The sequence below is a fragment of the Mesorhizobium sp. M0800 genome, from assembly GCF_040320095.1.
GTDB lineage: Bacteria > Pseudomonadota > Alphaproteobacteria > Rhizobiales > Rhizobiaceae > Mesorhizobium.
The window spans coordinates 294,377-317,731 of record NZ_JAMYOZ010000002.1 but is presented as its reverse complement, the minus strand read 5'-3'; the positions used below and the strand labels follow the sequence as shown (position 1 = coordinate 317,731).

Here is a 23,355-nt window from a genome sequence, read left to right as displayed (position 1 = left end):
TCAGCCGGCCTTTGCCATCTGCATCAGCGTGACACGGCTCTGCAGCCGGCGCTGTGCCTGGTCGACGACGACGGCGACGATGATGACGAGGCCCTTGATCACCATCTGCCAGAACGAGCTCACCCCCATCATCACCAGCCCGTCGGAAAGGATGCCGATGACGAAGGCACCGACAATGGTACCGCCGATGGTACCGCGACCGCCCGACATCGAGGTGCCGCCGAGCACCGCCGCGGCAATGGCGTTCAGCTCGAAGCTCTCTCCGGTCGCCGGATGCGAGGCCATTAGTTCGGACGAGATGATCAGCCCGACGATCGCCGCGCAGAAGCCGGAGAACATGTAGACGAACATCTTCACCATGTTGACGCGGACGCCTGAAATCCGCGCCGCCCGCTCATTGCCGCCGACCGCGAAGATGTGGCGGCCGAGCGGGGTGTATTTGGCGAGATAGGCCGCCCCTAGCGCAACGACGAGCAGAATCCAGAGCGCGACCGGCAGGCCGAGCAACCGGCCGGCGCCGAGAAAGCCGAATCCGGTGGTGCCGAGCTCCGGCTTGCCGACGAGATTGGGGAAAGTACGGCCGTCCGACGACAGCAGCGCCAGGCCGCGTGCGACATAGAGCACGCCGAGCGTGGCAATGAAAGGCGCAACGTTAAGCCTGGTGATCAGCAAGCCGTTGACGGCGCCGATCAATATGCCGACGGCAAGCGTGATCAGCGCGATCTCGAAGACGTTGAAATAGATGGTGTAGCCGACCTGCAGGTCGATGCCGTTGAGCACGAGGTAGCCGGCCACCATGCCGCACAGGCCGACGATCGAGCCGACCGACAGGTCGATGCCGCCGGTGATGATGACGAAGGTCATGCCCATTGCGAGGAATGCGTTCAGCGCCACGTGCTTCGACATCAGGATAAGATTGGCGGCCGATAGGAAATTGGGGGCGGCTATCGAGAAGAACAACAGCACGGCGATCAGCGCGATGAACGTCCTCGCCTTCATCAGCGTCAGCAGGACCGAGCCGCCCGACATGGAGTTGACCGCCGCCTTGGCTGGGATGTCAGTCATGCGCCTTGCTCTCCGTGCGGGACCGGTCCGTGGCCGAAGGCCGAGGCAGCGACGAGCGCGGCCTCCGTCGCCTCTGCGCGATCGAACATGCCGGTCAATTTTCCATTGCTCATCACTGCGATACGGTCGGACAACGCCATCACTTCGTCGAGATCGGAGGTGGCAAACAGAATCCCCAAGCCGTCGCGCGACAGCTTGCGCATGGTGCGGAACACGTCGGCCTTGGCGCCGACGTCGATGCCGCGGCTGGGCTCGTCCATCAACAGCACCTTCGGGCCGGTGAGCAGCGCCTTGCCGATCACCACCTTCTGCTGGTTGCCGCCTGACAGCGACGAGACTTCCTGCGCCGGATCGGCGACCTTGATCGCCAGTTCGCGCACCGTCCGGGCCACCGCCTGTCGTTCGGCGGCACCACGAATGTGGAACAGGCGCACGAACCGCGACAGGCTGGCCAGCGTCAGATTGCTGGCGACGGAGAGGATCGACACCAGCCCTTCGCGCTGGCGGTCTTCGGGGATCAGCGCCAGGCCGCGCCGGATGCGCCGCGTCGTGTCGCGCTCGTGCACTTTTTTGCCGGCAATGAATATCGTGCCCGTCGAATGGCCGTGGCGGCCCATGATGCAGTCGAACAGCTCGCTGCGTCCGGCGCCCATCAGGCCATAGATGCCGAGAATTTCGCCGGCGCGCAGCGACAGCGAGACGTGATCGACCGCAAGCCCGCCGGTGACGCGCGGCAGGCAGATGTCCTCGGCGCGGAATATTTCCTCGCCCGGCACATGGCCGTCGGCCTTGGCGAAGTCCTTGGCGTCCGAGCCGATCATCTGCCGCACGATCCACTGGGTGTCGACGTCTTTCATCTCCGCCTGGCCGGTGATGCGCCCGTCGCGCAGCACTGTGATGGTGTCGCCGATGCGGATCAGTTCCTCGAGCCGGTGCGAGATGTAGACGATTGCCACGCCGCGTGCCTTGAGGTCGGCAATCACCTTGAACAGGATCTCGACTTCCGCCGCGCTGAGCGCCGAGGTCGGTTCATCCATGATCAGGATGCGCGCATCGAGCGAAACCGCCTTGGCGATCTCGACCAGCTGCTGCTGGCCGATGCGCAGATCCTCGACCAGCATGTCGGGCCGGATGCCGGCTTCCAGGCGTTCAAGGAACTCCGCCGCGCGGCGCTCCTGCTCCTTGCGGTCGATCTTGCGGAAGCGGTTGGTGATCTCGCGGGTGGCGAAAATATTTTCGGCTACAGTCAGATTGCCGAACAGATTCAGCTCCTGGAAAACCATGCCGATGCCGCGATTTACCGCGTCCCCGGATGACGAGAAGGAGACCTCCTCGCCGTCCAGCAGAATGCGCCCGAGCGTCGGCTGCTCGACACCGGCGATGATCTTCATCAGCGTCGATTTGCCGGCTCCGTTTTCGCCGACCAGCACGTTGACCGCGCCTTTGCGCACCTCGAAATTCGCCCGCTTGACCGCGACGGTGCCGGAATAGACTTTCGAGACGTCCTCCAGCTTCAGGATGACATCTTGATCGCCGGTCATGGCTTCGGCCCGATCTTTGCCTCCGCCGGCGTCACCAGCGGCAGGTCCTGGCCACTGCCCGGCGTATAGGCGCCAAGTACCTCGACGCTGCGGCCCTCGAGTGCCTCGCGCGGCAGCTTGGAAAGCACGGTCTTGTCGGCATAGGCGTTGAAAGCCTTGCCGAACTGGGCGAAGTCGATCTGGTTGGTGAAATCGTTGAATTGGATGAAGTCGAGGCTGTCGCGTAGCGCGGTTCCGCGCATGGCGGGTCCGATCTGCACCCGCGCGTCCGCCTTGCCGTCGCCGTCGGCATCGATGTCCATCGTCGCCGCGCGTGACTGTGTATTGGCTGCCACGACCTTGCCCTCGAGCCGAACCGCGAAGGTCCATGGCGAATTCGCCTGCTTCTTCGGGTTGCCGTATTTGGCGCCGGCAGCGGCGGGATCGGTCTTGGCCAAGGCATGAACCTCGGGAAACGGCCCGGCCTTCTGCTGCAGATAGGGTATGACTTTCGCCGCCCAGATGTCCTCGACCATCTTGTCGGGATTGAATGCGGAGCCAGTGCCGCCGTTTTCCGCTGACGGCGTCGGCAGGATCTTGCAGGCGGTCAGGCTGCCTATTGCTGCAAGGAACGACGCGACAAGGATCGGCCGGGTCAGCGTGTTGAACATGTCGGCTCGTTCGGCATGGCAGTCAGGAGCACCCAAAGAAATGGAAGCAAGGGCGAAATGGAAGCAAGGGACGAACCGTAGGCTCGTCCCTTGCTGCTGATGTTACACCGGCTCAGTTGGTGAGCGCGAACGTCTCCAGCTTGGCGGCATTGTCGCCATTGACCAGGACGCAATCCATCAATTGCTTTTCCTCGGCTGGAGACTTCTTGTTTTTGATGAAGTCGTTGGCCTGCTCGACCGCCATCTGCGCCTGCGCGAAGGCCGGCTGCAGGACTGTCGCCTTGATGCCGCCGGAGGTGATCGAGTCGCGCACGTCGTTCGACCCGTCGAAGCCGACGACGATGACGTCCTTGCGGCCGGCAGCGGCAAGTGCCGCATAAGCGCCCATCGCCATCGTGTCGTTGCCGGAGATCACGCCCTTGATATCGGGATTGGCCTGGAGGATCGATTCCATCTTTGAATAGGCCTCGGTCTGGCTCCAATTGGCCGACTGCTGCGCCACCATCTTCAGGTCCGGATAGTCGTCGATGACGTCGTGGTAACCCTTGGAGCGGATGCCGGCATTGGTGTCGGATTCCTTGCCGACGAGCTCGACGAAATTACCCTTCTCGCCCATCAGCTTGACGAATTCCTGTGCGCCGAGCTGGGCGCCCTGATAATTGTTGGAGACGATCTGCGCGACGGCAACGCCGGTGGCATTGATCTCGCGATCGATCAGGAAGGAAGGAACGCCTGCGTCCTTGGCCTTCTGCACCGCGGCGACGGTGGCGTCGGCGCCGGCATTATCGAGGATGATCGCCTTGGCGCCGCGGCCAATCGCCGTGTCGATCAATTCGGACTGCTTGTTGGCGTCGTCGTCATGGACGAGCACCAACGCCTCGTAGCCGAGTTCCTTGGCCTTGGCCTCCGCGCCGACAGCTTCCGCCTTGAAGAACGGATTGTCATGCGAGGGCGTGATGATGGCGATCAAATCCGCCGCATAGGCGGGTGCGGCGGTGCCAAGCGCCAGCATGCCGGCAAAAGCCGCAAGCGTCATTCTGCGTGTCAGTTTCATGTATTCCTCCCGTTGAAAATCCGTGCCTTATCCCAAGGCTATATGCATTCGATTTCGTTAGCCGGCCGTAGGCGGCGGGTCGCGTCAGATTCACAAGCCCTTGGCCGGCTTCACCTCGACGGATCGCTCCCCCCTATCCTCCACTCATCCAGTCCTGAGCCTGCTGCGAAGCTTGACGGTCCGATCCATCGAACAGCTAAGCCAACTGGTATAATGAGTCAATGACAATTTCAGGTGACATGTTCCGGAAGACGCGTCGGCGCTCCCTCAAGTGATGCGCTGAATGCTCGCGGCAATCTCCTCCGGCTCGAACACCCGCTTCCAGTCGTCGCGCATCAGCACCGGCTTGCCGAACTCTATCGCCTTGTTGCAGGCGTCGGAGAACACGCCTTTGGTTTCGCCGAAGATGACGGCGCCAAGCACGTTCATATGCCCAAGCAGGAAATCGAGCGCCGCCTGCTTGTCGACCCCGCGCGCCACCACCTCGTCGACGGCCTCTTTCATGATGACGAGCAGCGAGGCGCATACCGTTTCAGAAAGGCCGGGCTCGAGCAGCGCCATCTGCTCGACCGTGACGCGATGCGAGCGCATGACCGGCGCCCAGATGATCTTTGCGATCGCCTCACCCTTGGCGAAATCTTCCTCCGGTCCCTGCATCAAGGCGCTGACCATGTGCTGCTTGGCTTTGACGCCGCCGAAATAATCCTTCTTGGCCGCCATGTCGGTCTCGTCGTTGAAGATCGGCGGATGGCACGGGTGGGTGACGAAATAGGTCAGGTCCGGCCGCTTCGGCAAATGCCCGGCGAAAGGTGCCGCGGCGTCAAGCACGACGACCATCGTGCCTGACGCAAGCTTGCTCTCGATACTCCCCGCGACTTTGCCGATGTGCGTGTCCGGCACCGCCAGGATCACCACATCGGCGCCATCAAGCGCCTCATCGGCGCTGACGGCATCGATGCCGAGGCCCGACTTAAGCCGCTCGCGGCCGGCGTCGCTGACCTCGACATGGCGTATCGTATAGGGAGATCCGCGAAAATTGGTCGACAGACGGTAACCCATTTTGCCGCCCGCACCAAACAGCGCAATCGTTGTCATGTGTCCGTTACTCCTGAATTCCAACGACGGCCCTGCCGATCGTCATCCCATTGACTTGTGTGCACATTGCCGCCGGTTGGCGGATTAGAGAACCAGCACAGCGCAGCTACGCGGAGCATGCTACCTTAGGTACACATTATACCAGCATACCAAATTGGCAAGCGGCCATGGCACGGCTCTGACCACTTGCTCGGTCGTCGTTTACCTCCTGTTCAACGGCAAGGAGCAATCATCGCGCTGAACCGCCGATCGGCGGGATGATTCGCAACGAACAAAGGCCCATGCTCGAAACGTCACTCTACAGCCCGGTCAAGGCCTTCCTGGAAGGCCTGGGATTTATGGTCAAGGGCGAAATCGGCGGCTGCGATCTGCTGGCGCTGAGTGCCGACTCTCCACCGATCGTCGTCATCTGCGAGCTGAAGCTGAAGTTCAATCTCGAACTCATCCTCCAGGGCATCGACCGTATGGCGGCGAGCGACGAGGTCTGGCTAGCGGCATGCATGTCGGCCCGTGGCAAGGGCCGTGAGAGCGATGTGAGATACCGCAATCTCTGCCGTCGGCTCGGCTTTGGCCTGCTTGGCGTGCGACCGAACGGCGAGGTTCAGGTGCTGCTCAGCCCGACGGCATTGGCTCCGCGTCGCGATCCCCGGCGCCGCTCGAAGCTAATTGACGAACATCGGCGTCGGCAGGGCGATCCTGTCGCCGGCGGCGGCTCGCGTGCGCCGATCATGACCGCTTATCGCCAGCAGGCGCTGGCATGCGCCGCAGCCCTCGCCGACGGCCCAAAGCGGCCGCGTGACTTGAAGCCCAACCTGCCGAACGCGCCTAAGATCCTGCTGCACAATGTGTATCGCTGGTTCGCGCGCACCGATCGCGGGATCTACGAATTGACCGCTCAGGGCCGTGAGGCGTTGCAGCGCTGGCCGCAGCCCGATCGCAGCCACACCGCTGCCTGAGACAGGCAACGCCGGATTTCGCGCCCTGCTTTCCGCGACAATCACGGCTTTCGGCAAGACATCACCTCGGTCACGGAACCATATTTCGACACGATGGTTTTGTCGTCACCGAATTGATCGTCCGCTGAGCAAACGGAAGGAACGGCTATGCGCCTATCGACGACAATTGCCACACTTTCGGCACTGGCCCTTGCCTCGCCGGTCTATGCGCAATCCGTGGGACCAGAGCTTGCCCCTGTCCCGCCGACGGCCCCGCAAACCCTGCCAGAGCAAGCCACGCCCGAAGGGACCACTCCCGACCAGACTACACCTGACCAAGCCTTCTCCGCCCAGAATTTCACCGCAGTGACAATCGTGGCGATGGAGGATCTGCCTCCTGACATCAAGGCACAGGCGGAGGCCGTCGTCACCCAGACCAGCGCCGAGGATTTGCGCATCCTGCAAAGTTCGATCGACGCATCGCCGCAGGCGGCATCGGCGCTGGCGGCGAACGGGCTTAATTCCACGCAGGTCGTGGCGGCCAATATCGACGGCGACGGCACGCTGACGCTAATCATCCAGACGACGACGTGAGCGGCTGAAAGCGGACAAGCCGGCTCCGGCACGGAAACGAAGGCCGCCCGATCGCGGAGGACTGTCATGGCCGAGGCTGCAGTTCGCAACTTCACCATCAATTTCGGGCCACAACATCCCTCCGCTCACGGCGTCCTGCGGCTGGTGCTCGAACTCGACGGCGAGATCGTGGAACGCGCCGATCCCCACATCGGCCTGCTGCATCGCGGCACCGAAAAGCTCATCGAGTACAAGAACTACCTGCAGGCCTTGCCCTATTTCGACCGGCTCGACTACGTCGCGCCGATGAACCAGGAGCATGCATTCTGTCTCGCCGCCGAGAAGCTCCTCGAAATATCGGTTCCGAAACGCGGACAGCTCATCCGCGTGCTTTTCTGCGAAATAGGCCGGCTGTTATCGCACCTCCTCAACGTCACCACGCAAGCCATGGACATCGGCGCGCTGACGCCGCCGCTCTGGGGTTTCGCCGAGCGCGAGAAGCTGATGGTCTTTTATGAGCGCGCGTCCGGCGCCCGCATGCACGCGAATTATTTCAGGGTCGGCGGCGTGCATCAGGATCTGCCGCCGGAACTCCTCGACGACATCTGGAAGTTCTGCGATCCGTTCCTCAAGGTCTGCGACAATCTCGAAGAGCTGTTGACCGAGAACCGCATTTTCAAGCAGCGCAATGTCGATGTCGGCGTGATCGGCCTCGACGATGCCTGGGCCTGGGGCTTTTCCGGCGTGATGGTGCGCGGATCGGGCGCGTCCTGGGACCTGCGCAAGGCGCAGCCATACGAATGCTATTCGGAGATGGATTTCGATATCCCAGTCGGCAAGCATGGCGACTGCTACGACCGCTATCTCGTCCGCATGGAGGAAATGCGCCAGTCGGTCCGGATCATGCGGCAATGTCTGGAAAAGTTGCGCTCACCCGAAGGCCAGGGACCGGTCGCGATCCCGAACCGCAAGATCACGCCGCCGCCGCGTGCCACGATGAAGCGCTCGATGGAAGCGACGATCCACCACTTCAAACTTTATACCGAAGGCATTCGCGTGCCGAGCGGTGAAGTCTATGCCGCCGTCGAGGCGCCGAAGGGTGAATTCGGCGTCTACCTCGTGTCGGACGGGGGCAACGTTCCCTACCGATGCAAGATCCGCGCACCTTCCTTCGCCCACCTGCAAGCGATGGATTTCCTGTCCCGAGGCCATATGATCGCCGATGTTGCCGCGATCATCGGCTCGCTCGACATCGTGTTCGGAGAAATCGATCGCTAGTTTAGCCAGGTCGCAGGATCTTCCCCGATCGCAGGATCATTCGTCGTTAGGAGCCGCGCAGGCAGGCCTGGACGGCGCTCGACCGCCGGTCAAACGAAGGCTCTCACCTGCGGCGGGCAAGCTCAAATTCTCACACCAAAGACGGACGCATGGCCGCGACAAGGCGCAGCCAAGCGTCGAGGAGTTTCACAATCTGCGCGGCCCGACGGGGCACGAGCCCTTCCAAGTTCGGAAGCGCTCTCCACGGCGCGGAAAGAACGCGTGTTCCGCCGTTCCTCGTACCGCCTCAATGCACGATCAAGCCCTTCATCCAGGCAACAAATCTGTTGCCGCGAACTATCCCGCGCACCCTGGCAGCGGCCCATCTCGCTTGCATCGTAGCGCCGACATGGCAATGGCAGACGATTTGGTGCAACTGCCGGTCGCTCAGTTCGAAGAAGCGCTTTGCCTCACCATAGGTATCATCGCTGAGGCCCATGGCACGCAGAACCGGATCCTCAAAGGCGACAGTGAGCGGCGTCCCAGCGCCACGCGATCTGTCACGCGCTTCCCTGTTCATATATTCGGTGCCTGGAAGCGCCCCAAGGCATCGCGTCGGGTTTTGTTCGAGAAGTTCCGCCCAACGTTCAATCCGCTGGGTTCGAGTCATCGCCGGATACGCCGCGAAGGACTCAACTTCCGCGACGGCCTGCAGTTGGTCGAGTGTTTGATGTTTCATGGTCGGCTCCTGTCGACAGGTGAATTCGCCCACGCCTACATGAGCAATTATCGCGCCATGGAGCGCTGACAAGGCCGGACCGTCGCAACATGAGGCGTACGGATCACCTGCCCGGTGAAGCGGCGCTCGAATTCCGACGCGCCCCCGCCTGTGTTCGATGTCGACCCGTTAACCGAACCCGTTTCCGGACAGGAACTTTTGCGGAAGCTTGCCGTTTGGCTTTGCGTCCGCTTCGGCGGCTGCAATATCAGTCTTGAAAGCAATTCCGTTGGACACGAAGCCTCAACGCGTCGAGCAAGACGTCGAGCCTGTAAATGAAACCCGGGAGCAACCGGCCCCGGTTCGAGAATCTCGTGAGCGATCGGCAGAGCCCCGGCAGGAAAAACCCGACGGGAATGCCTCGCAACGAAAGGCCGGTCTGCTCGGCTTTCCCAGGCGCCATCCCTATGCGGCCGCAGCCATCGCGCTTGCGCTGTTGCTCGTCGCGGCAGGCATCGCGATCTGGTGGCTGAACGCTCGCCAGTACGAATCGACCGACGACGCCTTCATAGATGCGCGCACAGTGACGATCGGTGCGCAAATAGCCGGCCGCATTACCGAGCTGGCGGTTACCGACAATCAGCATGTACAGGCGGGCGATGTCCTCCTGCGTATCGACGACAGCGACTATCAGGCAAACCTGAAGCAGGCCGATGCCGGCGTCGCCGCGGCCGAGGCCGAAATCGTCAATGTGGCCGCCCAGATCGAGGCTCAAAACGCAAAGGTAAACGCTGCCCAGAGGCAGGTTGCACAGGCCAAGGCAGCGCTGGATTTCGCCAAGGCCGAGGATCAACGCAATCGCGAACTCCTGGCCAGGGGCACAGCAACGCAGCAGCAGGCGCAGCAGGCGGCATCGACGTTGCGTCAGGACCAGGCCGCGCTGGACAGCGCCGAGGCCAATGTCGCCTCCGCAAAAAGCCAGGTTTCGGTCTTGCAGGCACAGGCCAGGAGCGCCGAGGCGCAGCTCGAGCAGGCAAAGGCCAGCCAGGAGCAAGCCCGCACGACGCTGTCGCGCACGACTATCACAGCACCCGCAGCCGGGCGCGCAACGAGCATTTCCGCCGCTAAGGGCACCTACGCCCAACCCGGCCAGGTATTGATGATGTTCGTTCCCGACGAGGTCTGGGTGAAGGCCAATTTCAAGGAGACGCAGCTCGATCTGATGCGGCAGGGACAGCCGGTCGACATCGACATCGACGCCTACCCGGGCAAGTCCTTTCATGGCCGCGTCGACAGCATCCAGGCCGGCAGCGGCACCGCCTTCAGCCTCCTGCCGGCCGAAAATGCCACCGGCAATTACGTCAAGGTGGTGCAGCGCGTGCCGGTCAAGATCGTCTTCGACAAGCCGCCGGATGTGCTTCTCGGGCCAGGCCTGTCGGTGGTGCCGACGGTCAAGGTGCGATGAACGGCGAAACCGCCAGAAATCAGGGCGAAAGCCGATCCGCCGCCGGGACACACAATCCGTGGCTCATCGCCGTCGTCGTCTCCATCGCCACTTTCATGCTGGTGCTCGACACCTCGATCGCCAATGTCGCCCTGCGCAACATCGCCGGCAGCCTGGCGGCCGGAATGGACGAAAGCACCTGGGTCATTACCACCTATCTCGTTGCCAACTCGGTGATCATTCCGGTCAGCGGCTGGCTGGCAAGCGTCATCGGCCGCAAGCGCTACTACATGCTCTGCGTTGCGACCTTCACCGTCGCGTCGCTGCTGTGCGGACTGGCGCCCAACCTGGAACTGCTCATCCTGTTCAGGGTCCTTCAGGGCCTCGGCGGCGGCGGCATGGCGCCAAGCGAGCAATCGATCCTTGCCGACACCTTTCCGCCTGAAAAGCGCTCGCAGGCCTTCGCGCTTTACGGCATTGCCGTCATCGTCGCACCGACGGTCGGGCCGACGATCGGCGGCTGGCTGACGGACCATTTCTCCTGGCACTGGATCTTCTTCATCAACGTGCCGTTCGGCATCCTGTCGCTGGCCTTGGTGCAATGGCTGTTGGTCGAACCGGACGTACTCGAACGCGAACGCAAGGAACGGCTGAAAGGCGGCCTGAAGATCGACGGGATCGGGTTCGTCCTGGTGGCGATTGCCTTGGGGTGCCTGGAGATTTTTCTCGACCGGGGCCAGCGCTACGATTGGTTCGCCTCGGATTTCATCACCACTTTCGCGGTGATTTCCGCGATCGCGTTCCTGCTGCTTATTCCATGGGAACTCAGTCGCGGCGATCCGGTCGTCGACATGCGCCTATTGTTCACGCGCCAGTTCGGCACAGCCTTCCTGGTCATGATGGCGGTCGGTGCTATCCTGTTCAGCACCACCCAGATCGTGCCGCAGCTGCAGCAGACGACATTTGCCTACACCGCGACGCTCTCGGGCCTTTCGATGATGCCGGGCGGCATCGCCATGCTGATCTTGATGCCGGTATCCGGATTTGTAGGCACCATCGTGCAGCCCAAATACCTGATCATGATGGGCATGTCGGTGGTCGCAGTGGCCCTTTGGCATATGACCTCGCTTACTCCGGACGCCAGCTTCCGCTTCTTTGCCTTTGCCCGTGTTTTCCTGATGGTCGGGCTGCCGTTCCTGTTCATTCCCATCTCGACCGCGGCCTATGTCGGCCTGCCTCCGCAGAAGACCAACCAGGCATCGGCGCTGATCAACGTTGCGCGCAATATCGGCGGCAGCATCGGCGTCTCGCTGTCCAACACCGTCATTGCGCAAAGCTCCCAGATCCATCAATCGAATCTGGTCGCCCACACCGTGCAGTCGTCGCCCGCCTATCAGCAGGCGCTTCGGCAGGCGACCGAGCATTTCGTCGCCCAGGGTTCGCCGATGCTCGAGGCGAAGCAGCAGGCGATCGGCTGGCTTGGCCAGTTGATCGCCCGCCAGGCCACGCTGCTCGCCTATGTCGATGTCTTCCGCTACTGCGCGGTGGCAACCGCCCTGCTCGTTCCGCTTGCTCTGCTGCTGCGATCAAGCAAGTCGGGCAGCAGACAGGCGAATCCGGAGATGGGCTGACCAGAAGGCGGGAACCAGCTGACCCATTGCGTTGTTCTGCGCCAAGAGGAGATGATCACGATGGCCACTATTCCCACACCCGAGCCAACCCCGACCCCGGTGCCGCCGCCTCCCATCCCCGATCCCAAGCCCGTGCGTGAGCCGGACCCCGACAGGCTCCCCGACGAGGACCCCATTCCCAATCCGGATGAAAACGATATTCCGCCGAAGCGGGCGTTCAACATCTAGCCTATTAGATTTCGAGCACAGCGTAGGGGCGGCCGGTCGGCTTGGCGACGTGCATGGCAACGTTATAGACCGACGCCCCGCCCGGTGTGCGGCCCTCGTAGGCGCCGCGATGCGCATGGCCATGCACCACCGCGCTGACCTGGAACCGGTCTATTGTCTCGGCCAGGCGTGACGAACCGAGAAACGGGAAGATCTCCAGCGGCTCGCCTTCGACCGTCTCGACGACAGGCGCGTAGTGCAGAACGACAAGCGTGCGTTTGGCGCGGACCTGCCGCATCGCGTTTTCAAGCCGCATCGCTTCGTTCACGCTTTCCGCCACCATCGACTTGATCGCCGGTTCGCCGAAGGAGCCGAGCATGCGCGACCCAAAACCGCCAACGAAACCCTTGACCCCGACGAACCCGACCTCGTGAATCTCCGTCGCCTCGCCGTCGAGCAGGTGAACGCCCGCCTGGCGCAGAATGTCGGTGACCTGCTCGACGGCGCCTGACTCATAGTCGTGGTTGCCAAGTACGGCGACGACCGGGATCGTGCAGGCACGCAGTTCCTCGGCAAGGATTTCGGCCTCCCGAGGCTTGCCGAGATTGGTAAGGTCGCCGGTCAGCACGAGAACCTGGGCTGCACGCGACATCTCGCCGAAAAGATCGCGGTACGAGGCCTGGTCCTCCTTGCCGACATGCAGATCGCCAATGGCGGCGACTTTGAGTGCGCTGCCGTTTTCCGCCTTCGGCGAAGCAGTTTCGAGCTCGTCAGCCATTGCTATGTTCTCCTTCACCGCCGACGTCGGCAAAACCCCAGTCGTTGACGTCGATCTCATAGTCAGTTCGTGAAAGCATGCGCCCACGGCAGATTTTCATCCGGGAAGGTGGCAATTCGCGCTGCTTGGCCAGCCGGTCAAGCAGCTCGTCGAGCAGCCAGGCGGGCACGCGGCCCCGCTCCGTCGGATAGATCCATCGGAAGTTCAAGAGATGCATCAGCAGAACTTCCCAATGAACTTCCATGTAGGAAAGCAGCCTTTGCCAGTCGATCTGGTCGTGGGCCTTGAGGATGGTGTGCGCGACGTCGGCACCATCGTGGCGACCGCGGTCCTGGATGAAACTTTTGGACCAGATAAGCTCGGTGGGCCCGATGATCCGCACCTGGCTGCCCAGCAATTCGCCCTGACGGGCGTGCTCCAGCCACTGGTCGTCGACAGGCATTGTGCCGTTCATCGAGGCGAAAATGACGTCGAAAAAATGGGTGCCCTTGAACACTTTGCCGAGCCACCGGTCGTCCTCGACCACGACGGCGTAGCCGATCTGCTTGAAATGGGCGAGGATGCGCGGGCAGTCGCCGGCCTTGCAGAAAATGTCGAGATCCTTGGTCTGGCGGATGATCCCGGTATAGGCGCTTACGGCATAGGTGCCGGCGACGAGAAAGGGGATGCCGGTCGCGACAAGTTCGCGGATCGCTTCGATATAAAAGACCTCCGCTTCGGCATTGCGAAGCGTCGGGGCGGCTTTTGGATCGACCGACGGAAGGGATGCCGGGATAGCACTTTTCGGTGGAGGATCGATGATCATAGCAATGGCTCCTGGCCCGGCAGACCAGCAGCCGCCTGTATCTAATAGCCAAGCATGCCCGATGGTTCCCGCCGCGGCGTGCCACTACCGCTCTCGCCTGCTGCATCAGGCGGACACGCCGCCGTGGCAGGCCTTCGAAGCGGTCATGGTTGTCGGCTGCGGCGCGGCCCTAAAAGGATATGTGAGCGGTCATTTTGGCGTCAAGATCGCAGCGCGGTCAGCCTCAAGCGCGTCGAGGCGGAGTGGGCCCGCTATCATCCTCGGGTCCGGAGAGGATTGGCTTCAACATGGTTCCCGAACTGTCGGAGGCGCTGCGCATTCGGCGCAACAGCCACTTGAGCGCCCGTGGCCAGACCGACTCTGTTTGCCGGAAAGCTGCAGGCGGCGTGGCGAAAAGGCCATTCTCCATTTTGTAGTCCCTCACTGTCTCAGTCCAATCAGCGTTCTTCAACGAGCAAAGCTTGTGTTGGTTCCGCGTCGCCATCGGCGGGAGCACGGGCTGGACAGGCGAAGTCATCGTTGGTGGGTTCGAGCGGGCTAGCCCTCTGCAGCGAAATCAGTGGCCTCGGCGATCAAGTCGCGGAATTCAGCCCACTAGCCGGCGGGATTCAGCTCGTATCCTAATGCGCCGGCTCTGGACACGACCCGCGAAGGCTGAAATTGTGATCGGCATTTTCCAGTTGCAAATTTGGTTGGGCTCGGCGGGGATGGCGCTGGTTTCTGAAGACATTGCCAGCCATCCGGCATTGCGTCGGCATGTCCAGGCTCAGTCGCGGACACTTCTCCAGACCTATGAAGCGAACCCGCGGCTGGCCTCCGTGTTCGCCACGCAACAGCGTTGGCTGATGGCCCATATCGGCCTTGGCTTGTATTTCAATCGAGAGCCGGACGATCATCGCAAGAGACTTACGTCCGCACGGTTCATGGACGACATCTGCCGGCATTCGGTGGCCAGCCGCAACACCGCCGATGCCTTCCTGAAGGAGATGCTGCATTACGGTTTCATCCGGCATCTGCCGATTAAATATGGGCGCATCCGCCCCTTTGAGCCGGCCGCGGGCACTCTGGAGACGGTTGCCGGCTGGGTCATGGCTCATCTGAAAACGCTGGACAGCCTGGACGGTGGATTTCGACTGCCTGCATTCGTCGCACAACCGGATGTGCTCGCCAAACTGCAGCCGCTGGTGGCCGACGGCCTCCTTTCGTCGCGTGCCGTGCGCGAGCCAAGACAGACTTTTTCCTTGTTCACCTGGCTCGACAATGGCGGCATCGTCATGGATTGGCTGATGTCCGGCGTCGATCCCGATCATGCCGACCTGGACCGAATTCCGACCGGTGTCGTGTCAATCGGGGATTTCGCGAACTGGCTCAAGCTTTCCCGGACCCACCTGTCACGCAAATTGCGCGATGCCGAGGAACTCGGCAGCATCGGCTGGTTGGGCCAGCGCGGTCATTCGGTCATGTGGGTGTCGAGCGAGTTCTATCAGGAATACATGACCGCCCAGGCGGTCAAGCTCGCCATCATCGATGCAGCCTTCGACAATTGTGTTGTAACTTCCGAAACCAGCTGAACCGCGAGCCGACCGCCGTCGTGGCAGCCTTGGCGCCGCCGCGACGGAGGTCTGGCATTTCAATCGATGTCGAACGACACGCCCTGCGCAAGCGGCAGCGCCTTGGAATAATTCACCGTATTGGTGGCGCGCCGCATATAGGCCTTCCAGGCATCGGACCCCGACTCGCGGCCGCCGCCGGTCTCCTTCTCGCCACCGAAGGCACCACCGATCTCGGCCCCTGACGTGCCTATATTGACGTTGGCGATGCCGCAGTCCGATCCATCGACGCTAAGAAAGCGCTCGGATTCCTGCAGGTCGCGGGTAAAGATCGAGGATGACAGCCCCGCTCCCACCGCATTGTGTTCTTCTAGCACGGTGTCGAAGTCCGAATATTTCATCACATAGAGAATGGGCGCGAAGGTTTCCTCCGTCACCGGCGAAACCTGCCGCGGCATTTCGACCAGCGCCGGACGCACATAGTAGGCCTCGGGGTGACCGTTCTCGACCCGCATTCCGCCGGTTATCTTACCGCCATGCGAAGCCGCCTCCTCCAGCGCCTTCTGCATATTCTCGTAGGCAGCCTTGTCGATCAGCGGGCCAACCAGAGCGCTTGTCTCCAGCGGATTGCCGACCGAGACGCTCTCATAAGCCTTCTTCAGGCGCGGAACGAGATGGTCATAGACGCTCTCATGCACGAACAGGCGCCTGAGCGTCGTGCAGCGCTGGCCGGCCGTGCCCATGGCGCCGAAGGCGATAGCGCGGAGCGCCATGTCCAAATCGGCCGTCGGGCAGACGATGCCGGCATTGTTGCCGCCGAGCTCCAGCACCGCACGGGCAAAGCGCTTCGCCAGCCGTGGGCCGACATCCCTGCCCATGCGCGTCGAGCCGGTGGCCGAAACCAGCGGCACCTTCGGATGGTCAACCAGGATCTCGCCGACGGCACGGTCGCCGATCAGCACCGGCGCCAGGCCCTGCGGCGCGTCCGTGCCAAAACGCTTTACCGCGCGTGCAAAAATCGCTTCGCAGGCGAGCGCCGTCAGCGGCGTCTTCTCGGACGGTTTCCACACCACCGCGTCGCCGCAGACCAGCGCAAGCGCCGCGTTCCACGACCATACCGCCACCGGAAAGTTGAAGGCCGAAATGACGCCGACGACGCCGAGCGGATGCCAGGTCTCCATCATGCGATGGCCAGGACGCTCGGTGGCGATGGTCAGGCCGTACAATTGCCGGGAAAGACCGACGGCGAAATCGCAGATGTCGATCATCTCCTGCACTTCGCCAAGACCCTCGGACGGGATCTTGCCGACCTCGATCGATACCAACCGGCCAAGCTCGGCCTTGTGTGTGCGCAATTCCTCGCCGAGCAGCCGTACCAGCTCGCCACGCTTGGGAGCTGGTACCTGCCGCCACGCCAGGAAAGCTTTGTGGGCATTGTCGATGGTCGTTGCCGCATCGGCCGGCGAGATGGTCTTCAGCGCGGCGATCTGCTCGCCGGTCACCGGGCTGCGCACGATAAGATCGCCGCCCGTAAGCGCGCGCTCGGCAACGCCCAGTTTCGCCAGAAGCCCGGCCGTTTCCATCGCAATCGTCATTTTTATCCCTTTCAGATGCCGTCGCTTATATGGCGTCGGCCCAAACTTTTCGCCATACCGGTTCCCTGCCGGTCGGCATACCAGGCGCTGTCATGGCGTGGCATTACGCGTTTCAGGGAGAAATCGCCACCCCGGCATGGTCCAAGCCGGCGTCCGACTGTTGAACCAGCCAGATAGAGCGAATCAGTGTGCCGTCTTGGCGGTTTCCCGCACGGCGCTTTCTTTCATCAGCCGGTCGATATGCATGCGGATATGCGCTGCCTCGGCGGCCGTATTGGCAAGCGCGATGGCGCGGTCGAAAGCGACGCGCGCCTCCTCGCCGCGGCCAAGCTGCATCAGCAGTCCGCCCTTGAGGCCGAAGAAATGGAAATAGCCGGAAAGCCTTCCCTCCAGCGGCTCGATCATGGCGAGTGCGGCTTCCGGTCCACGCACCTTGGAGACCGCGACGGCGCGGTTGAGCGTCACCACCGGCGACGGCTGCATCTGCTCAAGCAGGCCGTAGAGCAGGTCGATCTCGTTCCAGTCCGTGTCCTCGGGCTTTTCCGCCCGCGCATGCAGTGCGGCGATCGCCGCTTGCACCTGGTAGGGACCGGGCTTGCGATGGCGCAACGCCTTATCGACCAGCGCCAGGCCTTCATCGATCATCTTGCGGCTCCACAGGCTACGGTCCTGGTCTTCGAGCAGCACGATCTCGCCGTTCTCGTCGAAGCGAGCCGGCGAGCGTGCATGCTGCAGCAGCACCAGCGCCGTCAGCCCCATGATCTCCGGCTCGGTCTGGAATAGCCTGAGCAGCAGCCGGGCCAGCCGGATCGCCTCTTCGCAAAGCGGCGCACGCGCCGAAGCCTCGCCGCTGTTGCTGGAATAGCCTTCGTTGAAGATCAAGTAGACCATGGCGGCGACGGCGGCGAGCCGTTCGGAGCGCTCGACCGCTCCCGGCGTCTCGAACGGCACCCCGGCGTCGGCGATGCGCGCCTTGGCGCGCGTGATACGCTGCTCCATGGCGCTTTCACCGACGAGGAAGGCGCGGGCGATCTGCTTGACCGTCAGGCCGGAGACGATGCGTAACGCCACCGCGATCTGCTGTGTGGCCGGCAGGTCGGGATGGCAGCAGATAAACAGCAGCCGCAAAATATCGTCGCGGTAATGCGCCCCGTCCAGCCGCTCGGCGACGTCGCTCTCGGCATCCTCCAGATCGGAGATCTGGTCCTCCTCCGGCAGCGGCGCCTGCTTGGCGCGCTTGCGCACCGCATCGATGCCGCTGTTGCGGCCGACGAAAATCAGCCAAGCTGCCGGATCGCGCGGAGGACCGTTTTTCGGCCAGTTGTTCAGTGCCCTCAGGCAGGCGTCCTGGAATGCTTCCTCCGCCGCGTCGAGGTCGCGGAAGTAGCGCAGCAATGCCCCCATCACCTGCGGGCGAGCGGTGCTGATTGCCGTGCTGATCCAGGCGAGTTCGGTCATGCGGAAACCTTGGCGGGATTGAAGAGCGAGACCGGCCGGATTTCATAGGAGCCGCCGCTCGGGTTGACCTCGGAAAGCTCGCGCGCGAAGTCGACGGCCTCATCGAGGTCGGCGCATTCGAGCGTGTAGAAGCCGAGGAACTGTTCCTTGGTTTCGGCAAACGGGCCGTCGATGACGATCGATTCGCCCTTGACCTTCCTCAGCGTCGTCGCCGCGGTCGTCGGCAAGAGCCGCGCCACCGGGCCAAGCCGGCCCGCCTGGGCATATTTTTCCTGGACACCGATAAGCTTTTCCATGACTGCGTCGTCCTGCTCCTTGCTCCAGGAGCAGACGACGTCTTCAGAGGCATAGCAGAGGATCGCGTAGAGCATGGGTCGTCCTTTTCTCTATCAAAGGACGAAACACTAGGACCGATGCCGACATGGCGTCGACAAAAAAATACGCTCCGTCCGGCGTCATTCCCTCGCCTTCAGCCATCTCAAGACCAAGGCCTCCTCGTCGTCGAGCCCGGCGATCGAGCGCTTGCCTTTGTTGGCATCCGCCATTTCGTCCAGCAGCCGTCCTTCGGACCAGGCGCGGAACACTTCCGGATGGATGTAGCATTGGCGACAAACCGCGCGTGTGTTGCCGAGCCGCTCGGCAACCTTGTCGATGACATTGTTCATCACCCGCTTTTGCTGCGCCTGGCTTTCGGGACGTTCGGTTTGCGCAAACAGCGACGCCGCATGGATGGTGCCACCCCAGGTTCTGAAGTGCTTGGAGCTGAACTCCGCTCCGGCGTTCTCCCTGATATAGCGGTTGACGTCGTCTGAGCGCACCGGATGCCTGTTTCCGTCCTCGTCGAGATACTGGAACAGTTTTTGGCCCGGCAGGTCCTGCGCTCCACGCACGATCTTGGCAATCCGGCGATCGACAAGCTTCAATCTCCATTCCTTGCCGGATTTACCGATGAAGGCAAAACGCAGGCTCGAGCCCTTGATGTCGACATGGCGGTCACGCAGCGTGGTCAGCCCAAAACTCTTGTTGTCGCGGGCATAGGCGGCATTGCCGACACGGATCATCGTGTTGTCGAGCAGCCAGACGATAGCCGCAACGACGCGTTCCAGCGGCAGGCCGTGACGGCGCAAATCGACGTCGATCTGCCGCCGCAGTTCGGGCAGGCTCTCGGCGAAGGCGACCAGGCTCGAATATTTGACGCCGTCACGCTCCTCCGCCCAGTGCGGGTGATAGCGGTATTGTTTGCGTCCGCGCTGGTCCCGACCGGTCGCCTGGATGTGACCGTCGGCATCCGGCGAGATCCACACATCCGTCCAGGCCGGTGGAATGGCGAGCGCCTTGATGCGTGCCAGCGCCTCCCCGTCGACAATCCGCCCGTCGGGTCCTTTGTACGAGAACCCCTTGCCCGAACGCAGCCGGCGAATACCGGGTTCAGTGTTGGTGACATAGTTGAGCGAGGCCCGAACGGCCGAGGCTTGCGCGCCGTTCTCCAGCGCTCCGTTCTGCGGCACCCCGTTTTTTGGTGCAGCTTTTCTCACAGCCGATTGGCCAGACGACGACCCGGATTTGTCCAGCATGTCCTCTCCACCGAATTTCCGTAGATAAGCCGCTTGCCGGCTGCGGGTTCCAACGCCTCTTGATCTCTTGGCTCCAGAACAGCCTATCGACGTCGCCGTGCGTCGAAGACGTGCGTCGTCACGCCTTTTCGAGCACGACCGGAATGACGTCGACCGCCTGCTCGCCGACCTGTCCACCAGTGGTTTTCAGCACGCCGACGATCGGCGCCACATCGGAGTAATCGCGGCCGTAGCCGACCGTGATATGGTCGTTGCTTGCCCGCATGCCATTGGTCGGATCGAATTCCTGCCAGCCGGCATCGCGCCCGCACCACACCTTGACCCAGGCGTGCATGGCGTCGGCGCCTTCGAGCCGCGGCTTCCCGCGTGGCGGGATGGTGCGCAGGAACCCGCTGACATAGCCCGCGGGAATACCGAGGCCGCGCAGGCCGGCGATCATGATGTGGGAAAAATCCTGGCAGACGCCGCGCTTCAGGCCAAAGGCGTCGCTGGCCCGCGTCTGCACCGTGGTCGCCTCGCCGTCATAGGTGAAATCGCGGTGAATGCGGTTGCACAGAGCCATGGCCGTGCCGACTGTCGAACTGCCGGCACTGCCTTTCGCATAGGCAGTGATTGCCGCGTCGATGCCGGCATGATCGCTGGCGGCCAGAAAGTGATGCGGCGAAGCCGGCGCCAGCGAGTGCACTGCGCCGAGTTCTTCCCTCAGCCGGCGTATGTCCGGCGATACGTCGAGCCCGGGTTCGGGCCGCGACACTGAAACACGCGCGCTCATCCTGATGTCGAGCGCATCATGCGCGTCACGAAAGGCGATCGAGGTGACACTGTTGCCGAAGAAGTCGGAAAAGTCGGAACGTTCGCTGGGCGCCGGCACAAAAGACAGTGAAGCGGCGATGACGCGCTGCACGCCAGGGATGGTCGGCGGCAGCACGCGCACCTGATGGCGGCCACCGCCGGCCGCCGCATCATAGTCGTAACGCAGGTGAAGCCTGATGTCGTAGAGCATGCTGTCTCTACCCGAAATAGGCTTTGGCGAGGCTGTTGTAGAGCCCGCCGATTTCATTGGCGAGATCGCCGAGGGCCTTGGCCGTCATGTCCGAGGGCTCCTTGATGGCGATCGACGTGTTGAGCTGCAGGATTTCCTTGGCCGCCGGCGACATATGGCCTTCAGCGCCGACAGCGGGCAGCAGCGCGATTTCGGCCTTCAGCCGTTCGAGCTGGAAAAGGATTGAGCGCGGGTTGAGCGGATCGAGCGCCAGAAGGTCGACCACCGTGCGCCGCCCCGCCTGCACCGGATATTGCCGACGGTGCGTCATGACGCTGTCGCCGATCTCCAGCATCATGTCGAGCGCGCCTTCCGGCGCCTGGGCTCCGGTCAGCCGGGCGAGCGTGCGGGCTATCTGGATGCCGCGTTCGAGCCTGCGGCCGATTTCCAGGAAACGCCAGCCGGCAAAGCGGTACATGTTCTCGTGCAGCAGGCCGGAAAACCCGGCTAGCTTGCGCAGGATGACCGTCATTGCCCTTGTCGCGTCGTCGCCCGGCGCCACTGTCGCGGCAAATTGATGGATGGTCTTCGACAGATCCTTCAATGCCAGCCAGCCATCGGGCGAGAAGCGGTCGCGGATCTGCCCGGCGCTGTAAACGGCGCTGTCCAGCGTGCCGATGAGCCCCAATGGGATTGCCGTCTCGACGTCGATGCCGAACGGCGCGAGATAGTCGCTGATATCGGCGAGCAGCGGCATCTCGGGATCGGATGTCTCGGCCAGCCGCACATGGTAGGCGCGCAGGATGCGCACCGTGTCTTCCGACCGCTCGATATAGCGGCCGAGCCATGTCAGGTTCTCAGCCGCGCGGCTGGGCAGGCTGCCGGGCAAGGTTCGGGTGAAGCTGTCGTGCTCCTGCGGCAGCAGCGTCTCGCGCTCGACCGGCCTGTCGCTGACCACCCAGACATCCGCCGCCTGGCCGCCGCGCTGCATGGCGATGGCCGTCGGGTCGAGCGAGAAGCCGACACGGGCAAAGCCGCCCGGCATCACCGTCCAGCCTTCCGGCGTCCGCGCCAGATAGACGCGCAGGCTTGCCGGCCGCGGCTCCAGCCAGCCGCCGACATAGACAGGCGTGGTCGACAGCGTCACCGCTTCCTGGCCGACGAAGTCGCCGCCGTCCCGTTCGATCCTGGCGACGAGTTCGGCCCGTTCCCCGACCGACAGCGCTGACCCGAGCTTGGTCGAGCCGTCGTCCTCGAAGGCAAGCCGCGTCGACAGCGCCGGGCCGATCACCATGCTATCGATGTTCGCGAGCACATGTTCACGCTCCGTCTCCTGCCCGCACCACCATGTCGCGACCGTCGGCAGCAGCAGTTCCTCGTTGCGCAGGGCCCGCGAAATCTTGGGCAGGAAGGCGAGCAGCGCGCGCGTCTCCATCAGGCCGGAACCCAGTGCATTGACGGCCGAAACCGCCCCTTGCCGGACCGCCTCGACCAGCCCCGGCGTGCCGATCTGCGAGTCCGGCCGCAATTCAAGCGGATCGGCGAAGGCGGCGTCGAGCCGCCGCCACAAGACGCTCACCGGCATCAGCCCCGAAACCGTGCGCACCATCAGCCTGCCGCCCGAGACGGTCAGGTCCTCGCCCTCGAGCAGCATGATGCCGAGATAGCGGGCGATATAGGCATGTTCGTAATAGGTTTCGTTCAGCGGTCCCGGCGTCAGGATGGCGACACGGCCGCCGGCTTGCTTGGCCATGCCGATCAGCGCGTCGCGGAAGCGACGGAAGAAGCCGGCCAGGCGGTGCACATGCATCTCGCCGTAGATGTCGGACAGCGCCCTCGTGGTGGCGACGCGGTTCTCCAGCGCGAAGCCGGCGCCCGACGGCGCCTGTGTGCGGTCGCCAAGCACCCACCAGCGGCCGTCCGGGCCACGGCCGAGCTCGAAGGCGCAGAAATGCAGGAAATGGCCGCTGGCCGGCCTGGTGCCGACGACCGGCCGCAAATATTCCGGGCTGGCCGCGATCAATCCGGCCGGCAGAATGCCTTTCTCGACCAGCCGGTTCGGACCGTAAATGTCGGCGATGGTCTCCTCGAACAGATCGGCGCGCTGGACCAGGCCGGCGCTGATGTCAGCCCATTCCTGCTCCTCGATCAGCAGCGGCACATGCGCCAGCGGCCATTCCCGCTCGTTGGCGCCGGCCTTGTCGTAGACGCGGTAATAGACGCCGGCATCGCGCAGGTACTGGTCGGCGCGGGCGAAGCGCTGGGCAAGCTTTTCCGGACCCAGGTCCTCCAGCGCCTCGATGAAGTGCCGCCAGGCCGGCCGCGGATTGCCCGACGCATCGACCATCTCGTCGACGACGCCGTCGATCGGCTGATAGTGCTCCAGCAGACTGTGGGTTTGCGGCTTGCTGCGCAGCCTTTTGTGATTCCCCTTCGCCATGGC

The 23,355-nt window shown here is 63.0% G+C and carries 21 protein-coding genes; 7 read left to right on the top strand and 14 right to left on the bottom strand.

Annotated features, from left to right (window positions below):
* From NKI18_RS03940 to NKI18_RS03920, 5 genes are all read right to left on the bottom strand, one after another.
* Window positions 1-1,065, bottom strand: coding sequence for an ABC transporter permease (locus tag NKI18_RS03940; RefSeq protein WP_023675478.1), 1,065 nt, complete (start codon window positions 1,063-1,065; stop codon window positions 1-3).
* On the bottom strand, window positions 1,062-2,606 hold the full coding sequence (locus tag NKI18_RS03935; RefSeq protein WP_352615397.1) for a sugar ABC transporter ATP-binding protein: 1,545 nt from the start codon (window positions 2,604-2,606) through the stop codon (window positions 1,062-1,064). Before NKI18_RS03935 ends, NKI18_RS03940 begins: the two co-directional genes overlap by 4 nt.
* Complete coding sequence (locus tag NKI18_RS03930) at window positions 2,603-3,256, bottom strand: DUF2291 family protein (protein ID WP_352615395.1); 654 nt, start codon at window positions 3,254-3,256, stop codon at window positions 2,603-2,605. The genes NKI18_RS03935 and NKI18_RS03930 overlap by 4 nt, the downstream gene beginning before the upstream one ends.
* Before the next feature lie 112 nt (window positions 3,257-3,368).
* The gene (locus NKI18_RS03925; protein WP_023675475.1) at window positions 3,369-4,310 is read right to left on the bottom strand and encodes a D-ribose ABC transporter substrate-binding protein; all 942 of its coding nucleotides are present in this window, start codon (window positions 4,308-4,310) and stop codon (window positions 3,369-3,371) included.
* Window positions 4,311-4,577: 267 nt separating this feature from the next.
* Window positions 4,578-5,405, bottom strand: a complete 828-nt coding sequence (locus NKI18_RS03920; RefSeq protein ID WP_353018888.1) for a phosphogluconate dehydrogenase C-terminal domain-containing protein — start codon at window positions 5,403-5,405, stop codon at window positions 4,578-4,580.
* Window positions 5,406-5,686: 281 nt separating this feature from the next.
* Here NKI18_RS03920 and NKI18_RS03915 point away from each other — a divergent pair, with 281 nt between their 5' ends.
* The 3 genes from NKI18_RS03915 to NKI18_RS03905 all read left to right on the top strand — a co-directional run bounded on the left by NKI18_RS03915 (window position 5,687) and on the right by NKI18_RS03905 (window position 8,191).
* On the top strand, window positions 5,687-6,361 hold the full coding sequence (locus NKI18_RS03915) for a DUF2161 domain-containing phosphodiesterase (protein ID WP_352615391.1): 675 nt from the start codon (window positions 5,687-5,689) through the stop codon (window positions 6,359-6,361).
* Between the two features lie 147 nt (window positions 6,362-6,508).
* A complete protein-coding gene (locus tag NKI18_RS03910; protein WP_023675471.1) occupies window positions 6,509-6,934 on the top strand; it encodes a hypothetical protein in 426 nt (141 codons plus the stop codon).
* Window positions 6,935-7,000: 66 nt separating this feature from the next.
* Window positions 7,001-8,191 (top strand): NADH-quinone oxidoreductase subunit D, encoded by a 1,191-nt coding sequence (locus tag NKI18_RS03905; RefSeq protein ID WP_352615389.1) that lies wholly within the window; start codon window positions 7,001-7,003, stop codon window positions 8,189-8,191.
* 286 nt (window positions 8,192-8,477) lie between these two features.
* On the opposite strand, the gene NKI18_RS03900 is transcribed toward NKI18_RS03905, so the two are convergent.
* Window positions 8,478-8,909 carry a hypothetical protein gene (locus tag NKI18_RS03900; protein ID WP_023675469.1) on the bottom strand — a complete coding sequence of 144 codons (432 nt, stop codon included), beginning with the start codon at window positions 8,907-8,909 and terminating at the stop codon, window positions 8,478-8,480.
* A gap of 475 nt (window positions 8,910-9,384) precedes the next feature.
* Between NKI18_RS03900 and NKI18_RS03895 the strand changes: the two genes are divergently transcribed.
* The 3 genes from NKI18_RS03895 to NKI18_RS03885 are packed head-to-tail and all read left to right on the top strand — an operon-like array spanning window position 9,385 to window position 12,191.
* On the top strand, window positions 9,385-10,353 hold the full coding sequence (locus tag NKI18_RS03895; RefSeq protein ID WP_352615387.1) for an HlyD family secretion protein: 969 nt from the start codon (window positions 9,385-9,387) through the stop codon (window positions 10,351-10,353).
* Window positions 10,350-11,963: a DHA2 family efflux MFS transporter permease subunit gene (locus NKI18_RS03890; RefSeq protein WP_352615385.1), complete on the top strand. Its 1,614-nt coding sequence runs from the start codon at window positions 10,350-10,352 to the stop codon at window positions 11,961-11,963. The genes NKI18_RS03895 and NKI18_RS03890 overlap by 4 nt, the downstream gene beginning before the upstream one ends.
* A gap of 60 nt (window positions 11,964-12,023) precedes the next feature.
* Complete coding sequence (locus NKI18_RS03885; protein WP_084640998.1) at window positions 12,024-12,191, top strand: hypothetical protein; 168 nt, start codon at window positions 12,024-12,026, stop codon at window positions 12,189-12,191.
* Between the two features lie 4 nt (window positions 12,192-12,195).
* Here NKI18_RS03885 and NKI18_RS03880 read toward each other — a convergent pair whose 3' ends face one another.
* Window positions 12,196-12,948 (bottom strand): metallophosphoesterase family protein, encoded by a 753-nt coding sequence (locus NKI18_RS03880; protein WP_023675466.1) that lies wholly within the window; start codon window positions 12,946-12,948, stop codon window positions 12,196-12,198.
* Window positions 12,941-13,753, bottom strand: coding sequence for a nucleotidyltransferase family protein (locus tag NKI18_RS03875; RefSeq protein ID WP_352615381.1), 813 nt, complete (start codon window positions 13,751-13,753; stop codon window positions 12,941-12,943). The genes NKI18_RS03880 and NKI18_RS03875 overlap by 8 nt, the downstream gene beginning before the upstream one ends.
* A gap of 707 nt (window positions 13,754-14,460) precedes the next feature.
* Here NKI18_RS03875 and NKI18_RS03870 point away from each other — a divergent pair.
* Window positions 14,461-15,324: a hypothetical protein gene (locus tag NKI18_RS03870; protein ID WP_352615686.1), complete on the top strand. Its 864-nt coding sequence runs from the start codon at window positions 14,461-14,463 to the stop codon at window positions 15,322-15,324.
* Window positions 15,325-15,383: 59 nt separating this feature from the next.
* Here NKI18_RS03870 and amaB read toward each other — a convergent pair whose 3' ends face one another.
* The 6 genes from amaB to NKI18_RS03840 form a co-directional block, all read right to left on the bottom strand.
* A complete protein-coding gene (amaB, locus tag NKI18_RS03865) occupies window positions 15,384-16,898 on the bottom strand; it encodes an L-piperidine-6-carboxylate dehydrogenase (RefSeq protein WP_352615379.1) in 1,515 nt (504 codons plus the stop codon).
* Window positions 16,899-17,081: 183 nt separating this feature from the next.
* Window positions 17,082-18,356 (bottom strand): RNA polymerase sigma factor, encoded by a 1,275-nt coding sequence (locus NKI18_RS03860; RefSeq protein ID WP_023675463.1) that lies wholly within the window; start codon window positions 18,354-18,356, stop codon window positions 17,082-17,084.
* Window positions 18,353-18,727 carry a YciI family protein gene (locus tag NKI18_RS03855; RefSeq protein ID WP_292663532.1) on the bottom strand — a complete coding sequence of 125 codons (375 nt, stop codon included), beginning with the start codon at window positions 18,725-18,727 and terminating at the stop codon, window positions 18,353-18,355. The genes NKI18_RS03860 and NKI18_RS03855 overlap by 4 nt, the downstream gene beginning before the upstream one ends.
* A gap of 84 nt (window positions 18,728-18,811) precedes the next feature.
* Complete coding sequence (locus NKI18_RS03850; protein WP_352615376.1) at window positions 18,812-19,930, bottom strand: DNA topoisomerase IB; 1,119 nt, start codon at window positions 19,928-19,930, stop codon at window positions 18,812-18,814.
* Window positions 19,931-20,048: 118 nt separating this feature from the next.
* The gene (locus tag NKI18_RS03845; RefSeq protein WP_352448166.1) at window positions 20,049-20,933 is read right to left on the bottom strand and encodes a transglutaminase family protein; all 885 of its coding nucleotides are present in this window, start codon (window positions 20,931-20,933) and stop codon (window positions 20,049-20,051) included.
* Window positions 20,934-20,940: 7 nt separating this feature from the next.
* Complete coding sequence (locus NKI18_RS03840; RefSeq protein ID WP_352615374.1) at window positions 20,941-23,352, bottom strand: circularly permuted type 2 ATP-grasp protein; 2,412 nt, start codon at window positions 23,350-23,352, stop codon at window positions 20,941-20,943.
* Window positions 23,353-23,355 lie beyond the last annotated feature (3 nt).

Bases quoted from the DNA above. Each gene is read 5' to 3' on its own strand.
- NKI18_RS03900 (WP_023675469.1), bottom strand. From the start codon at position 8,909: ATGAAACATCAAACACTCGACCAACTGCAGGCCGTCGCGGAAGTTGAG.
- NKI18_RS03870 (WP_352615686.1), top strand. From the start codon at position 14,461: ATGGCGCTGGTTTCTGAAGACATTGCCAGCCATCCGGCATTGCGTCGG.
- NKI18_RS03885 (WP_084640998.1), top strand. From the start codon at position 12,024: ATGGCCACTATTCCCACACCCGAGCCAACCCCGACCCCGGTGCCGCCG.
- NKI18_RS03855 (WP_292663532.1), bottom strand. From the start codon at position 18,727: ATGCTCTACGCGATCCTCTGCTATGCCTCTGAAGACGTCGTCTGCTCC.
- NKI18_RS03925 (WP_023675475.1), bottom strand. From the start codon at position 4,310: ATGAAACTGACACGCAGAATGACGCTTGCGGCTTTTGCCGGCATGCTG.
- NKI18_RS03910 (WP_023675471.1), top strand. From the start codon at position 6,509: ATGCGCCTATCGACGACAATTGCCACACTTTCGGCACTGGCCCTTGCC.
- NKI18_RS03860 (WP_023675463.1), bottom strand. From the start codon at position 18,356: ATGACCGAACTCGCCTGGATCAGCACGGCAATCAGCACCGCTCGCCCG.
- NKI18_RS03920 (WP_353018888.1), bottom strand. From the start codon at position 5,405: ATGACAACGATTGCGCTGTTTGGTGCGGGCGGCAAAATGGGTTACCGT.
- NKI18_RS03840 (WP_352615374.1), bottom strand. From the start codon at position 23,352: ATGGCGAAGGGGAATCACAAAAGGCTGCGCAGCAAGCCGCAAACCCAC.
- NKI18_RS03915 (WP_352615391.1), top strand. From the start codon at position 5,687: ATGCTCGAAACGTCACTCTACAGCCCGGTCAAGGCCTTCCTGGAAGGC.
- NKI18_RS03935 (WP_352615397.1), bottom strand. From the start codon at position 2,606: ATGACCGGCGATCAAGATGTCATCCTGAAGCTGGAGGACGTCTCGAAA.
- NKI18_RS03930 (WP_352615395.1), bottom strand. From the start codon at position 3,256: ATGTTCAACACGCTGACCCGGCCGATCCTTGTCGCGTCGTTCCTTGCA.
- NKI18_RS03850 (WP_352615376.1), bottom strand. From the start codon at position 19,930: ATGCTGGACAAATCCGGGTCGTCGTCTGGCCAATCGGCTGTGAGAAAA.
- NKI18_RS03880 (WP_023675466.1), bottom strand. From the start codon at position 12,948: ATGGCTGACGAGCTCGAAACTGCTTCGCCGAAGGCGGAAAACGGCAGC.
- NKI18_RS03905 (WP_352615389.1), top strand. From the start codon at position 7,001: ATGGCCGAGGCTGCAGTTCGCAACTTCACCATCAATTTCGGGCCACAA.
- NKI18_RS03890 (WP_352615385.1), top strand. From the start codon at position 10,350: ATGAACGGCGAAACCGCCAGAAATCAGGGCGAAAGCCGATCCGCCGCC.
- NKI18_RS03875 (WP_352615381.1), bottom strand. From the start codon at position 13,753: ATGATCATCGATCCTCCACCGAAAAGTGCTATCCCGGCATCCCTTCCG.
- NKI18_RS03845 (WP_352448166.1), bottom strand. From the start codon at position 20,933: ATGCTCTACGACATCAGGCTTCACCTGCGTTACGACTATGATGCGGCG.
- amaB (WP_352615379.1), bottom strand. From the start codon at position 16,898: ATGACGATTGCGATGGAAACGGCCGGGCTTCTGGCGAAACTGGGCGTT.
- NKI18_RS03940 (WP_023675478.1), bottom strand. From the start codon at position 1,065: ATGACTGACATCCCAGCCAAGGCGGCGGTCAACTCCATGTCGGGCGGC.